General features: G+C 61.9%; 14 protein-coding genes and 1 tRNA gene. All 15 read right to left on the bottom strand.

Features of this window, described 5'->3' with window-relative positions; all coding sequences use genetic code 11:
* Positions 1–10: 10 nt before the first annotated feature.
* The 15 genes from nuoH to H928_RS0122685 all read right to left on the bottom strand — a co-directional run bounded on the left by nuoH (position 11) and on the right by H928_RS0122685 (position 13,623).
* Positions 11–1,087, bottom strand: coding sequence for an NADH-quinone oxidoreductase subunit NuoH (gene nuoH, locus H928_RS0122755; protein WP_021028564.1), 1,077 nt, complete (start codon positions 1,085–1,087; stop codon positions 11–13).
* Positions 1,084–3,198, bottom strand: coding sequence for an NADH-quinone oxidoreductase subunit NuoG (gene nuoG / locus H928_RS0122750; protein ID WP_021028563.1), 2,115 nt, complete (start codon positions 3,196–3,198; stop codon positions 1,084–1,086). The genes nuoH and nuoG overlap by 4 nt, the downstream gene beginning before the upstream one ends.
* A 14-nt stretch (positions 3,199–3,212) precedes the next feature.
* Positions 3,213–4,568 (bottom strand): NADH-quinone oxidoreductase subunit NuoF, encoded by a 1,356-nt coding sequence (gene nuoF, locus H928_RS0122745; RefSeq protein ID WP_021028562.1) that lies wholly within the window; start codon positions 4,566–4,568, stop codon positions 3,213–3,215.
* Positions 4,565–5,056, bottom strand: coding sequence for an NADH-quinone oxidoreductase subunit NuoE (gene nuoE, locus H928_RS0122740; RefSeq protein ID WP_021028561.1), 492 nt, complete (start codon positions 5,054–5,056; stop codon positions 4,565–4,567). Before nuoE ends, nuoF begins: the two co-directional genes overlap by 4 nt.
* On the bottom strand, positions 5,053–6,306 hold the full coding sequence (locus H928_RS0122735; protein ID WP_021028560.1) for an NADH-quinone oxidoreductase subunit D: 1,254 nt from the start codon (positions 6,304–6,306) through the stop codon (positions 5,053–5,055). The genes nuoE and H928_RS0122735 overlap by 4 nt, the downstream gene beginning before the upstream one ends.
* A gap of 27 nt (positions 6,307–6,333) precedes the next feature.
* Complete coding sequence (locus tag H928_RS0122730; RefSeq protein ID WP_021028559.1) at positions 6,334–6,942, bottom strand: NADH-quinone oxidoreductase subunit C; 609 nt, start codon at positions 6,940–6,942, stop codon at positions 6,334–6,336.
* 8 nt (positions 6,943–6,950) lie between these two features.
* Positions 6,951–7,430, bottom strand: coding sequence for an NADH-quinone oxidoreductase subunit B family protein (locus tag H928_RS0122725; RefSeq protein ID WP_021028558.1), 480 nt, complete (start codon positions 7,428–7,430; stop codon positions 6,951–6,953).
* A gap of 22 nt (positions 7,431–7,452) precedes the next feature.
* Complete coding sequence (locus H928_RS0122720; RefSeq protein WP_021028557.1) at positions 7,453–7,812, bottom strand: NADH-quinone oxidoreductase subunit A; 360 nt, start codon at positions 7,810–7,812, stop codon at positions 7,453–7,455.
* Between the two features lie 73 nt (positions 7,813–7,885).
* Positions 7,886–7,970 (bottom strand) — tRNA-Leu (locus tag H928_RS0122715).
* A gap of 115 nt (positions 7,971–8,085) precedes the next feature.
* Positions 8,086–8,565, bottom strand: a complete 480-nt coding sequence (secG, locus tag H928_RS29420; protein WP_021028556.1) for a preprotein translocase subunit SecG — start codon at positions 8,563–8,565, stop codon at positions 8,086–8,088.
* 44 nt (positions 8,566–8,609) lie between these two features.
* Entirely contained in the window at positions 8,610–9,353 is a 744-nt protein-coding gene (tpiA, locus tag H928_RS0122705; protein WP_027011300.1) for a triose-phosphate isomerase, read from the bottom strand.
* Complete coding sequence (locus H928_RS0122700; protein WP_027011293.1) at positions 9,347–10,342, bottom strand: NAD(P)H-quinone oxidoreductase; 996 nt, start codon at positions 10,340–10,342, stop codon at positions 9,347–9,349. Before H928_RS0122700 ends, tpiA begins: the two co-directional genes overlap by 7 nt.
* Before the next feature lie 99 nt (positions 10,343–10,441).
* Positions 10,442–12,685 (bottom strand): polyribonucleotide nucleotidyltransferase, encoded by a 2,244-nt coding sequence (gene pnp / locus H928_RS0122695; RefSeq protein WP_021028553.1) that lies wholly within the window; start codon positions 12,683–12,685, stop codon positions 10,442–10,444.
* 209 nt (positions 12,686–12,894) lie between these two features.
* Positions 12,895–13,161, bottom strand: coding sequence for a 30S ribosomal protein S15 (rpsO, locus tag H928_RS0122690; protein ID WP_027011292.1), 267 nt, complete (start codon positions 13,159–13,161; stop codon positions 12,895–12,897).
* A gap of 132 nt (positions 13,162–13,293) precedes the next feature.
* A complete protein-coding gene (locus tag H928_RS0122685; RefSeq protein ID WP_021028551.1) occupies positions 13,294–13,623 on the bottom strand; it encodes an AzlD domain-containing protein in 330 nt (109 codons plus the stop codon).
* Positions 13,624–13,766: the final 143 nt, after the last annotated feature.

Raw genomic sequence — 13,766 nt, 5'->3', positions numbered from 1 at the left:
ATTCCTCCGCTTATTTCCAGATGTTCCATGGCGACAGCAACCAGCCGCCGACAAAGACCAGGTACACCAGGGTGACGGGGATGAAGATCTTCCAGCCCAGACGCATGATCTGGTCATAGCGGAAACGTGGGAAAGTAGCGCGGATCCAGATGAACATCGACACCACGAGGAAGGTCTTGGCAGCCAGCCAGATCCAGCCTGGGATGAAGGACAGGAAATCGAACGGTGGCAACCAGCCGCCCATGAACATGATCACGGCCAGGATGGACACCAGCCACATGCTCGCGTACTCGGCCAGGAAGAACACGGCAAAGCCCATGCCCGAATACTCCACCATGTGACCGGCCACGATTTCCGCTTCGCCTTCGACGACGTCGAAGGGGTGGCGGTTGGTCTCAGCCACGGCCGAGATCAGGTAGACGATGAACATCGGGAACAGTGGCAGCCAGTTCCACGACAGGATGCTGGCACCCGACGATGCCATCATGCCCTTGCCCTGGGCCAGCACGATCTCGGTCAGGTTCATGCTGCCGGTGACCATGATCACCACCAGGAAGCAAAAGCCCATCGCGATTTCATAGCTCACCATCTGGGCCGATGCGCGCAGCGCGCCCAGGAAAGCGTACTTGGAGTTCGATGCCCAGCCGGCGATGATCACGCCATAGACTTCGATCGAGGTAATCGCCATCACCAGCAGCAGGCCCACATTCACATTGGCCAGCGCCACATCGGGGCCGAAGGGGATGACCACCCAGGCTGCCAGCGCAGGCATGATGGCCATGATCGGGCCCAGGCGGTAGAGGCCCGAGCTCGCCGCCGTCGGCGTGATGATTTCCTTGGTCATCAGCTTGAGGCCGTCGGCCAGAGGCTGGAGCAGACCAAAAGGGCCGACCCGGTTGGGGCCGTAACGCACTTGCATGAAGCCCAGGAGCTTGCGCTCCCACAGGGTCAGGTAAGCCACCGCGCCCATCAAAGGCAAGACGATGCACAGGATCTTGACCAGGTTCCAGATCACGGGCCAGACCAGGGTCGCCCACCACTCTGCCGCGATCAGGGTCAGACCGCCGTTGTAGATTGCGTCGATCATGCTGCCACCACCTCCGAGGATTGGCGGGCATCCGCCGTCATTTGCAACGACGGCGCGCGACGCACGATGCCATCGAGTTGGTAGATGCTGGCCACCACCGGCTCCTGGCCTGCAGGTGCCGACACGGCCATGTTGGTCTTGGTGCTGTTGGACAGCAGCTCGGCAGGCACCTGGCCTTGCGAGCCAGTGGCCACGGCCAGCACGTCCTGCGAGGAGTCAAAGGCCATGCCTGCGACATCCAGCAGATTGCCCAGCACGCGCAGCACCTTCCAGCCCGGACGGGTATCGCCCAGTGGCTTGACCACGGCGTGGAAGCTCTGCACACGGCCTTCGGCATTCACGAACGAGCCCGAGGTCTCGGTGAACGGCGCGATCGGCAGCAGCACATCGGCGATGTCCATGTTGGCCTTGAACGGGCTCAGGCTCACCACCATCTCGCAGCCTTGCAGCGCGTGGCTGCCAGCGGCCGTGTCGAATGCGGGCTCGCAGTTCAGCAAGATGGCCGCCTTGACGCCACCGGCGAGCATTTCGCCAGCGTGCATGCCATGGGCCTGGGGCACAGCACCCACCCATTGCGCGCCCACGGTGTTGGCCGCTTCGGTCAGGAAGCCCACGGTGGCACCGGTCTGCGCGCCAATCCAGTTGGCGATCGACAGCAAGGTGCTCGCTTGTGCATGGTGCGCGACGGCATTGCCCAGCAGGATGGCCTTTTGCTCGCCGTTTTGCAGCGCGCGGGCAATCTCGATGGACTCGGGCGTCACGGTACCGGCGTTGTTCGGCGCTTCCACACCCTTGGACTGGGCGAGGGCCGCTGCCACGGAGGACAGCGCATAGGCCCACTGCGCAGCAGGTGTGATCACCTGGTGGGCCAGCGGAATCGCCAGATCAAAAGCCTTGGACTGGATCGCGGTCACCACCGCACCCTTGCGGGCGGCCTGGCGGATACGCTGTGCAAACAGCGGATGCTCCTTGCGCACGTTCGAGCCCACGATCAAGGCCGTGTTCAGGTCCGACAGCGAGGCGATCGAGCGGCCCAGCCAGCGCACGCCTTCTGCCTTGGCAAAATCGGCGTTGCGCAGACGGTAGTCCACATTCTGGCTGCCCAGCGAGCGCACCAGCTCACCGGCCAGGAACAGCTCTTCGAGCGTGCTGTGCGGGCTGACCAGCGCACCCACGCCGCTGGCGCCATGGTCGCGTTGCACGCTCTTGATGCCATTGGCCACGTATTCCAGCGCAGCTTGCCAGCTCACTTCGAGCCACTGGCCGCCTTGCTTGATCATCGGCGCGGTCAGGCGCTCTTCACCGTTGAGCGCTTCGTAGGAGAAGCGGTCACGGTCGGCAATCCAGCATTCGTTGACGGCGTCGTTCTCGAACGGCACCACGCGCATCACCTTGTTGTTCTTGACCTGAACGATCAAGTTGGCACCGGTGGAGTCATGGGGCGAGACCGACTTGCGGCGCGACAGCTCCCAGGTACGGGCGCTGTAGCGGAAAGGCTTGCTCGTGAGCGCACCCACGGGGCAGATGTCGATCATGTTGCCCGACAGCTCCGAGTCCACCGTATCGCCCACCACCGTGGTGATCTCGGCATGCTCGCCGCGGTTGACCATGCCCAGCTCCATGATGCCCGAGACTTCTTGACCGAAGCGCACGCAGCGGGTGCAGTGGATGCAACGGCTCATCTCTTCCATCGAGATCAGCGGGCCCACGTTCTTGTGGAAGACCACGCGCTTTTCTTCTTCGTAGCGCGAGCTGCTGGCACCGTAGCCCACAGCCAAGTCCTGCAACTGGCATTCACCGCCCTGGTCGCAGATCGGGCAATCCAGCGGGTGGTTGATGAGCAGGAACTCCATCACCGATTGCTGGGCCTTGACCGCCTTGTCCGAGGTGGTGCGCACAATCATGCCCTGCGTCACGGGCGTGGCGCAGGCAGGCATGGCCTTGGGCGCCTTCTCGACGTCCACCAGGCACATACGGCAGTTCGCCGCGATCGACAGTTTCTTGTGGTAGCAGAAGTGAGGGATGTACTTGCCCGCCGCATCGGCCGCGTGCATGACCATGCTGCCTTCCGCGACCTCAACCTTCTGACCGTCTATTTCAATTTCAACCATATGCTCACTCGCGATCAGGAAGAAGCAGCGGTCTGCTTTTCAGCAGCGTTGATCTTTGCTTCGAATTCATGGCGGAAATGCTTGATCATTGCGCGCACCGGCATCGCTGCCGCATCGCCCAATGCGCAAATCGTGCGCCCCATGATGTTGCCGGCTACCGAGTCCAGCTTGTCCAGATCCTCGGCGCGGCCGTGGCCGTGCTGGATGCGGTCGACCATGCGCCACAGCCAGCCCGTGCCTTCGCGGCAAGGGGTGCACTGTCCGCAGGACTCATGCTGGTAGAAGTAGGACAGGCGCAGCAGGCTCTCGACCATGTCGCGCGAGTCGTCCATCACGATGACGGCGCCCGAGCCCAGCATCGAGCCGGCCTTGGAGATGGAGTCATAGTCCATCGTGCAGGCCATCATGATGTCCGCTGGCAGCACAGGGGCCGACGATCCGCCAGGGATCACGGCCTTGAGCTTGCGGCCGGTGCGCACACCGCCGGCGAGCTCCAGCAAGGTGGAGAACGGCGTACCCATTGGCACTTCGTAGTTGCCGGGCTTGTTCACGTCACCGCTGACCGAGAAGATCTTGGTGCCGCCGTTGTTGGGCTTGCCGCATTCCAGGTAGGCCTGGCCACCGTTGCGGATGATCCAGGGAACGGCCGCAAAGGTTTCGGTGTTGTTGATCGTCGTGGGCTTGCCATACAGACCAAAGCTGGCCGGGAATGGCGGCTTGAAGCGGGGCTGGCCCTTCTTGCCTTCGAGCGATTCGAGCAAGGCGGTTTCTTCGCCGCAGATGTAGGCGCCAAAACCATGGTGCGCATGCAGCTCGAAGCTGAAGCTGCTGCCCAGGATGTTGTCACCCAGGTAGCCTGCCGCACGCGCCTCTTCCAGCGCCGCTTCAAAGCGTTCGTAGACCTGGAAGATTTCGCCGTGGATGTAGTTGTAGCCCAGCGAGATGCCCATCGCATACGCGGCGATGGCCATGCCTTCGATCACGATGTGCGGGTTGAACATCAGGATGTCGCGGTCCTTGCAGGTGCCAGGCTCGCCCTCGTCCGAATTGCACACCAGGTGCTTTTGGCCGGGGAAGTTACGGGGCATGAAGCTCCACTTCAGACCGGTGGGGAAGCCAGCGCCGCCGCGGCCGCGCAGGCCCGACTCTTTCATCGTGGCAATGACCTGGTCCTGGGTCAGACCCTCGCCACCGTCCTTGCCCAGCAGCTTGCGCAGGGCCTGGTAGCCGCCGCGAGCCTCGTAGTCCTTGATCGACCAGTTCGTGCCATCCAGACCTGCATAGATCTGGGGTTCGATATGGCGGTCGTGGAAGCAGGTTTCCACGCCGGTGGCCTGGAACTGCGACAGAATTTGAGCGGCTGTCGTCACTTGGTGTCCTCCGCTGCGCGCAAGCCGGTCATCAGCTGGTCCAGCTTTTCGTTGTCCATGAAGCTGCACATGTGGCGGTCATTGACCAGCAGCACCGGTGCATCGGCGCAGGCGCCCAGGCATTCCGATTGCTCGATGGTGAACACGCCATCGGCGGTGGTATCACCCATCTTGATGCCCAGCTTGTCTTCCAGGTGCTTGAGCGCCTCGCGGCCGCGACGCAGCTGGCAAGGCAGGTTGGTGCACACGCTCAACTTGTACTTGCCCACCGGGTGCTGGTTGTACATGTTGTAGAAGGTGGTCACTTCATGCACGGCGATCTCGGGCATCTCCAGGAACTCGGCGATCACCGCCTCGCTCTCCTGGCTCACCCAGCCCTGCTCCTGCTGCACGATAGACAGGCAAGCCATCACGGCCGACTGCTTCTGCTCTGCCGGATACTTGGCAACTTCGCGGGCAAAGCGTGCTTTTGTTGCTTCGGTAATCATCGGTCAACGTCTCCAAACACGATGTCCAAGGTGCTCAGCACCATCACGGCATCGGCCAGCATGTGGCCACGGCTCATTTCGTCGAGCGCCGAGAGATGCACAAATCCTGGTGGACGAATCTTCAGGCGGTAAGGCTTGTTGGCACCATCGCTGATCAGGTAGATGCCAAACTCGCCCTTGGGGTGCTCCACCGATGCATAAGCCTCGCCCTCGGGCACTTTGAAGCCTTCGGTGAACAGCTTGAAGTGGTGGATCAGCTCTTCCATGTTGGACTTCATGGCTTCGCGATCGGGAGGCGCCACCTTGTGGTTGCCCGTGATGACCGGACCGGGGTTGGCACGCAGCCAGTCCACGCACTGCTTGATGATGCGGTTGGACTCGCGCATCTCGGCGATGCGCACCAGGTAGCGGTCATAGCAGTCGCCGGTCTTGCCCACGGGGATGTCGAAATCCATGCGGTCATAGACTTCGTAGGGCTGCGACTTGCGCATGTCCCAGGCCAGGCCCGAGCCGCGCAGCATCGGGCCGGTCAGGCCCAGGTTCATCGCGCGGTCGACATCAACCACGCCGATGCCCACATTGCGCTGCTTCCAGATGCGGTTGTCGGTCAGCAGGGTTTCGTATTCGTCCACGCACTTGGGGAAGCGCGCGGTGAAGTCATCGATGAAGTCGATGAGCGAACCTTGGCGGTTGCTGTTCATCTGCTCGATGGCCTTGGCATTGCGCACCTTGCTGGCCTTGTACTGCGGCATGCTCTCTGGCAGGTCGCGGTACACGCCACCCGGACGGAAGTACGCCGCGTGCATGCGCGCGCCGGAGACGGCTTCGTACATGTCCATCAGGTCTTCACGTTCGCGGAAGGCGTAGATCAGAATGGTCGAGCTGCCGCCGTCATTGCCCGAGGAGCCCAGCCACATCAGGTGGTTCATGATGCGGGTGATCTCGGAATACATCACGCGGATGTATTGCGCGCGGATCGGCACTTCCAGGCCCAGCAGCTTTTCGATAGCCAGGCAGTAGGCGTGCTCGTTGCTCATCATCGAGCAGTAATCCAGGCGGTCCATATAGGGCAGCGACTGGATGAAGGTCTTGCTCTCCGCCAGTTTCTCGGTGGCGCGGTGCAGCAGGCCGATATGCGGGTCTGCACGTTGCACCACTTCACCATCGAGCTCCAGCACCAAACGCAGCACGCCGTGTGCTGCAGGATGCTGGGGACCGAAGTTGAGTGTGTAGTTTTTGATTTCAGCCATGGTTCTTCATCGTGAGGTCAGAGCGCCTCAGTGCAGGCCTCCGTAATGGTCTTCACGAATAATGCGGGGCGTGATCTCGCGCTGCTCGATCGTCACGGGTTCGTAGATCACGCGTGCCTGCTCGGCGTCGTAGCGCATCTCCACATGGCCCGTCAGCGGGAAATCCTTGCGGAAGGGGTGACCGATAAAGCCGTAATCGGTCAGGATGCGGCGCAGGTCGTCATGGCCTTCGAAGACAATGCCGAACAGGTCAAAAGCTTCGCGCTCGAGCCAGTTGGCCGAGGCCCACAGCTGGCTGAGGGTGTCGAGCACCGGGAAATCGTCGTCCTGGCAGAACACGCGCACACGCAGGCGCTGGTTCAGGCTGATCGACAACAGGTGCGAGACCACGGCAAAACGTGGGCCATCGGTGCCCACGTCCTTGTATGCGGAGTAATCCACGCCGCACAGGTCCATCAGCATCTCGAACTTGCATTCGGGCGCATCGCGCAGCAGCTGCATGGCTTGCAGGTAGTTCGAGGCCGAGACCTCCACGGTCACTTCACCCAGCGCCAGGGTCACCGAGCGCGCCTTGTCGCCCAGCACGCGGGCGATGGTCTCTTGCAGCACGCTAGGCTGTATCAGTTCTACACTCATTCCAACTCCTAGGCGCGCGCGATCGTGTGGGTGCGGCGGATTTTTTGCTGCAGCTGGATGATGCCGTAGATCAGCGCTTCTGCCGTGGGCGGGCAGCCTGGCACATACACATCCACCGGCACAATGCGGTCGCAACCGCGCACCACCGAGTAGCTGTAGTGGTAGTAACCACCACCGTTGGCGCAGGATCCCATCGAGATCACCCAACGCGGCTCGGCCATCTGGTCGTACACCTTGCGCATGGCCGGGGCCATCTTGTTGCACAAGGTGCCAGCCACAATCATCAAGTCAGCCTGGCGCGGGCTGGCACGGAAGACTTCGGCGCCAAAGCGGCCAATGTCGTAACGCGCAGCGGCCGCGTGCATCATCTCGACGGCGCAGCATGCCAAACCAAACGTCATGGGCCAGATCGACCCGGTCTTGGCCCAGTTCACCACCGAGTCGTAGCTCGTGGTGACAAAGCCTTTCTCCAACACACCTTCAATCATCGTGTACCTTTTTGATTTCCGGTTATTCCCAGGTCAGCGCGCCCTTTTTCCATTCATAGGCGAAACCCACCACCAGAATGGCCAAGAACACGAGAACCGCGATAAAACCAGGCATTCCCACTTCATGCAGCGAAACCGCCCATGGGAAGAGGAACGCAATTTCCAAGTCGAAGAGAATGAAAAGAATGGCGACGAGGTAGTAGCGCACATCGAATTTCATGCGCGCGTCTTCAAAGGCCTCAAAGCCGCATTCGTAAGGGGAGTTTTTCGCCGCGTTCGGGCGATTGGGTCCGAGGATGTAGCCTATGACCAGTGGGCCAAGGCCAACGCCTGCTCCCACCAGGATAAACAAAAGGACCGGGAGGTATTGTTCGAGGCTCATCTTGATGTCTACTCACCGCAGGAGCCAACCCAGGTAAGCACAAGACGCGACCCAGGCAGGCCTTTTATTGTGTTGGTGCCGTCGGCGAGACTCGAACTCGCACAGCTTTCGCCACTACCCCCTCAAGATAGCGTGTCTACCAATTTCACCACGACGGCTGATTTGACTTGTCTGGCAAGCACCGATTGCTTTTGAAACAATCTGCTCACCAGACAGACTCAGATTCTACTCTGTAAAAACCCTGACTTCAGGGATTCTTTTCAAATAGTTGAGTTATTTGCCAGCAGGCTGTGCTGGCTCAGCCGCTGCGGCCGGTGCAGCAGCAGGCACGGAAGCATCGGCAGCAGGCGCAGCAGCGCCAGCGGCTGGCACCGAGGCATCCGCACCAGCGGCGGGTGCCGCAGGGGCTGCAGCAGGTGCAGGGGTCGACACAGGAGGAATGGTCGCATCCACTGGGGCGCTCGACTGCGGGATCGTCGCAGCAGGGCCTTCGAGCACACTACCGGCCGAGGTCGGACGGGCATTGCCCAGGTAGGCCAGCGCCAAGGTTGCGGCAAAGAACACCGCCGCCAGCACGCCGGTGCTGCGCGAGAGGAAGTTGGCGCTACCGGAAGCACCGAACAGGCTGCCCGCGCTGCTGCCGCTGCCAAAGGCAGCACCCGCATCGGCACCCTTGCCATGCTGCACCAGCACCAGGCCAATCATGACCAGTGCTGCCAGCATTTGAATCGTCAACAGAATCGTTACCATCATCTACCCTTTTATCAAACTTGGTCGTCGCCAGCAGCCGCTTGCCCTCAAGCAGCTGCAGCAATAATTTTCAGAAAATCCTGGGCCTTCAGCGAAGCGCCACCGATCAGTCCACCATCAATATCGGGCTGGGCGAGCAGCTGCTCGGCATTGCCCGCATTCATGCTGCCACCATACAGCACCGGCACCTTGGCAGCCTGCGTGCTGGCCGCTGCCAGTTGCGCGCGCAATACAGCATGCACGGCCTGCGCCTGCTCGGGGCTGGCCGTCTTGCCCGTGCCAATGGCCCAGACCGGCTCATAAGCCACGACGATTTCGCTCACACAAGCACCCACCGCATGGATCACCGCTGCCAGCTGGCGCTTGACCACCGCTTCGGTCTGGCCGGCTTCGCGCTCGGCCAGGGTCTCGCCCACGCAGACAATCGGCGTGATGCCGGCAGCCAAGGCCTTTTGCGCCTTGGTCGCCACCAGCGCATCGGTTTCGCCGTGGTACTGGCGGCGCTCGGAGTGGCCGACCAGCGCATAGCGCACCGCAAAGTCACGCAGCATGGGTGCCGACACCTCGCCGGTGTAGGCACCACCATCGTGCGCCGACACATCCTGCGCGGCCAGCGCAATCGCCGAGCCCTGCAGCAAAGCCTGCACCTGGCCCACATAAACGGCAGGCACAGCCACTGCCACATCGCAGCCCGGTTGACCCAGGCCTTGCAGCAACTCGCCCAGCAAGGCTTCGTTGGCAGCCAGGCTGCCGTTCATCTTCCAGTTTCCAGCAATCAGTTTTTTCACAATTGATCCCAGGTCAGCACGATCTTGCCGATATGTTGGTTGGATTCCATCAGCGCATGGGCCTGACTGGCGTGTGCGGCCGGGAATTGGCTGTGGATGATGGGGCGCACCTTGCCCGCTGCCAGCAATGGCCAGACCTTGGCCTGCAAAGCCTGGGCAATCGCCGCCTTGAAGGCCACAGGACGCGGACGCAGGGTCGAGCCGGTGATCTGCAGACGGCGGCGCAGCACCAGACCAGCATTGAACTCGGCCTTGATGCCGCCTTGCACGGCAATGATGACCAGGCGGCCATCTTCGGCCAGCGCCTCGACCTCGCGGGCCACATAGTCGCCCGCCACCATGTCCAAAATCACATCCACACCCTTGCCAGCGGTGATGCGCGCCACTTCGGCGACAAAATCCTGGCTGCGGTAGTTGATGGCCTCGTCGGCGCCGAGCGCCAGGCAGGCCTGGCATTTTTCATCGGAGCCTGCGGTCACGATCACCTTGGCACCAAAGGCCTTGGCCAGCTGGATCGCCGTCACACCAATGCCGCTGCTGCCGCCCTGGATCAACAAGGTCTCACCGGGCTGCAACGCACCCCGGTCAAACACATTGCTCCAGACCGTGAAGAAGGTCTCGGGCAGGCAAGCGGCCTCGACATCCGACAAGCCCTCGGGCACCGGCAGGCACTGGGCCACGGGAGCCACGCAGTACTCGGCATAGCCACCACCGGCCACCAGCGCGCATACGCGGTCACCCAGCTTGAGACCCTGCTCGGCCATGGCCGCCGTGTCTCCCGCCACCACCACACCGGCCACTTCCAGACCCGGCAGGTCCGAAGCACCCGGAGGCGGTGCGTAATGGCCCTTGCGCTGGATCACATCGGGGCGGTTCACACCACTGGCGACCACGCGAATGCACAGCTCGCCCTGCCCCGCCTGCGGCACAGAACGCTCTCCCAGCTTCAACACCTGCGGATCACCAAAGGCGGTGATCTCGACTGCACGCATCTTGTCCACGCTTGTTTCCTCAGCCAATCACAATCAGCACACGCTTTTCAGCAGAAAAACGCACCCAGCGCCAGGCGCATGGGTGCGTCACACAGCAGATTATTGCTGTTGTTGTTGCTGCTGGTCGGCAGCACCGTCCACGCGGGGCTCGCGTGGTTCGCGGTTCTGGCGAGGCGCGCGATCGCCGCGGTCACCACGGTCGCCGCGTGGCTCACGGAACTCGCGTGGTTCACGCTCAGGCATGCCGGCTGGACGGTCCAGCAGCGCCTTCATCGACAGCTTGACACGGCCCTTTTCGTCCGTCTCCAGCACCTTGACCTTGACGACCTGGCCTTCGCTCAGGTAGTCGGTCACCTTTTCCACGCGCTCGTGGGCGATCTGGCTGATGTGCAGCAGACCGTCCTTGCCGGGCAGCAGGTTCACCAGGGCACCGAATTCCAGGATCTTGACGATCGGGCCTTCATAGATCTTGCCGATTTCGACTTCGGCGGTGATCTCTTCGATGCGGCGCTTGGCTTCGTCTGCCTTGGCGCCATCGGTGGCGGCGATGGTGATGGTGCCATCTTCCTCAATGTTGATCTGGGTGCCGGTCTCTTCGGTCAGCGCACGGATGGTGGCGCCGCCCTTGCCGATCACGTCACGGATCTTCTCGGGGTTGATCTTCATCGTGTAGAGCTTGGGCGCGAACGACGAGACTTCGGCCTTGGCTTCGCCCATCGCTTCTTGCATCTTGCCCAGGATGTGCATGCGCGCTTCCTTGGCTTGCGCCAGTGCCACTTGCATGATTTCCTTGGTGATGCCCTGGATCTTGATGTCCATCTGCAGCGCGGTGATACCGTTGGTCGTACCGGCTACCTTGAAGTCCATGTCACCCAGATGATCTTCGTCACCCAGGATGTCGGTCAGCACGGCAAACTTGTTGTCTTCCTTGATCAGACCCATGGCGATACCGGCCACGTGGGCCTTCATCGGCACGCCGGCGTCCATCATCGACAGGCAGCCGCCGCAGACCGAAGCCATCGACGAGGAACCGTTCGATTCGGTGATCTCCGACACCACGCGGATGGTGTAGGGGAACTCTTCCTTCGAAGGCAGGCAAGCGGCCAGAGCACGCTTGGCCAGACGGCCGTGGCCGATTTCGCGGCGCTTGGTCGAGCCCATGCGGCCCACTTCGCCGGTGGCAAAGGGAGGCATGTTGTAGTGGAACAGGAAGCGGTCTTCAAACTCGCCAGCCAGCGCGTCGATACGCTGTGCATCGCGCTCGGTGCCCAGGGTGGAGATCACCAGCGCCTGGGTTTCGCCACGGGTGAACAGGGCCGAGCCGTGGGTGCGAGGCAGCACGGACGAGCGGATCTCGATAGGACGCACGGTGCGGGTGTCGCGGCCGTCGATACGGGGCTCACCAGCCAGAATCTGCGAGCGCACGATGCGCGCTTCGATGTCGAACAGCATGCCGTCGACCTTGACGCCGTCAAAGGCCACGCCTTGCTCGGCAAGACCGGCCTTCACAGCGGCATAAGCCTGGCGGCAGGCCAGCGTACGGGCTTGCTTGTTGCGCAGTTGGTAAGCGTCGCGCAGGGCGGCATCGCCCAGCTCGCCGACCTTGGCGATCAGTGCTTCATCCTTGGCAGGCGCGGCCCAGTCCCATGCGGGCTTGCCGGCTTCGCGCACCAGCTCGTGGATGGCGTTGATGGCGACCTGGCCTTGCTCGTGGCCATAGACCACGGCGCCCAGCATCACTTCTTCAGGCAGTTGTTGGGCCTCGGACTCGACCATCAGCACAGCAGCTTCGGTACCTGCCACCACCAGATCCATCAGCGAATCCTTGCGCTGGGTCTGGCCGGGGTTGAGCACGTATTCGCCGTTGATGTAACCCACGCGGGCAGCACCGATAGGGCCATTGAAAGGAATGCCCGAGATGGACAGGGCAGCGGAGACAGCGATCATCGCAGCGATGTCGGCATCCACTTCTGGGTTCAGCGAGATGGTGTGGATGACCACATGCACGTCGTTGTAGAAACCTTCGGGGAACAGCGGACGGATCGGGCGGTCGATCAGGCGGCTGGTCAGGGTTTCGAGTTCGCTCGGCTTGGCTTCGCGCTTGAAGAAGCTGCCGGGGATCTTGCCCGCAGCGTAGGTCTTCTCAATGTAGTCAACGGTCAGCGGGAAAAAGTCCTGACCGGCCTTGGCGATCTTGGAGCCCACGACCGTAGCCAGCACCACGGTGTCGTCGATGTTGACCAGCACCGCGCCGGAAGCCTGGCGGGCGATTTCACCGGTTTCCATCGTGACCGTGTGTTGGCCCCACTGGAAAGTCTTGGTGACTTTGTTGAATATGGACATAGATTGCTCCTGGTTAAACAGCCAAAAACCTGTCGGTTTTCAGCAGGAGCCGGCATTCAGAACACGATGCCATTCCAGGGAGGTTGAAGGCCTGGAACCCGGGGTTCAGCCCCCTTGGAATGACACAGCTTCGCTCTGTTTGCGCGGCGTTGAAGTAAAAAACGCCTGAGCTAGCGGACTAACTCAGGCGTCTCCATCTCACCCTGGGCTTACTTACGCAGGCCCAGCTTAGCGATCAGTGCAGTGTAACGGTCAGCGTCCTTGGACTTGAGGTAGTCCAACAGCTTACGACGACGGCTCACCATGCGCAGCAGGCCGCGGCGACCGTGGTGGTCCTTGGCATGCGTCTTGAAGTGAGGGGTCAGTTCGTTGATACGAGCGGTCAGCAGAGCCACTTGGACTTCTGGGCTACCAGTATCGTTAGCGGAACGTGCGTTGGCCTGTACAACTTCGGCCTTGATAGATGCGGCGATCATGTGTTTTCCTTATAAGGAACACCGGCTTGCGCTGGCATTCTGGTTACTTGCGCCACAGCCGGAAAAGCTTGTGACGTGCGTCTTGCACCATGCAAAACCCTGCAATTATACCCAATAACTTCTTTTAGGTTTTTAGCCCCAAAACCGCACCAGGGCCGATGCCGCCGCACCCAGCACCACCACCAGCAAAAACGGCGCACGCAGCGCCAGCGCGATGATGGCCACGGCCAGCGCCGCCAGGCGGGCATCGAGCACCAGCTGCTGGCCGCTGACAAGGGTGTTCATGGCGGTCAGGGCCGCCAGCAGCGCAATCGTCAGCGCGCCGGCCACCCGGGCCATGCGCGGGTGGCGCAGCCAGTGCGCGGGCACACCATAGCCCAGCAGCTTGGTGCCATAGGTCACGGCGCTGGCCAGCAGCACCCAGATCCACCAGTGGTTGCCCACGTCAGCCATCGCGTTCATCGTGCGGCCTCCTGCGCGCTGGCGCCCTGTCCGGCCGGGTCGCTGCTGCGCGAGCCGTAACCCCAGGCAGCACCCACCACCGCCGCAATCAAGATAGGCACGCCCGGCGCCACCCAGGGCACCGCCAGCATCGCAATACTGGC

This window comes from Comamonas sp. B-9 (assembly GCF_000410635.1).
GTDB lineage: Bacteria > Pseudomonadota > Gammaproteobacteria > Burkholderiales > Burkholderiaceae_C > Comamonas.
The sequence above is the reverse complement of the archived record's forward strand: the minus strand, read 5'-3'. Positions and strand labels throughout refer to the sequence as shown.

Bases quoted from the DNA above. Each gene is read 5' to 3' on its own strand.
- nuoH (WP_021028564.1), bottom strand. From the start codon at position 1,087: ATGATCGACGCAATCTACAACGGCGGTCTGACCCTGATCGCGGCAGAG.
- nuoG (WP_021028563.1), bottom strand. From the start codon at position 3,198: ATGGTTGAAATTGAAATAGACGGTCAGAAGGTTGAGGTCGCGGAAGGC.
- nuoE (WP_021028561.1), bottom strand. From the start codon at position 5,056: ATGATTACCGAAGCAACAAAAGCACGCTTTGCCCGCGAAGTTGCCAAG.
- H928_RS0122735 (WP_021028560.1), bottom strand. From the start codon at position 6,306: ATGGCTGAAATCAAAAACTACACACTCAACTTCGGTCCCCAGCATCCT.
- H928_RS0122730 (WP_021028559.1), bottom strand. From the start codon at position 6,942: ATGAGTGTAGAACTGATACAGCCTAGCGTGCTGCAAGAGACCATCGCC.
- H928_RS0122725 (WP_021028558.1), bottom strand. From the start codon at position 7,430: ATGATTGAAGGTGTGTTGGAGAAAGGCTTTGTCACCACGAGCTACGAC.
- H928_RS0122720 (WP_021028557.1), bottom strand. From the start codon at position 7,812: ATGAGCCTCGAACAATACCTCCCGGTCCTTTTGTTTATCCTGGTGGGA.
- secG (WP_021028556.1), bottom strand. From the start codon at position 8,565: ATGATGGTAACGATTCTGTTGACGATTCAAATGCTGGCAGCACTGGTC.
- H928_RS0122700 (WP_027011293.1), bottom strand. From the start codon at position 10,342: ATGCGTGCAGTCGAGATCACCGCCTTTGGTGATCCGCAGGTGTTGAAG.
- pnp (WP_021028553.1), bottom strand. From the start codon at position 12,685: ATGTCCATATTCAACAAAGTCACCAAGACTTTCCAGTGGGGCCAACAC.
- rpsO (WP_027011292.1), bottom strand. From the start codon at position 13,161: ATGATCGCCGCATCTATCAAGGCCGAAGTTGTACAGGCCAACGCACGT.
- H928_RS0122685 (WP_021028551.1), bottom strand. From the start codon at position 13,623: ATGAACGCGATGGCTGACGTGGGCAACCACTGGTGGATCTGGGTGCTG.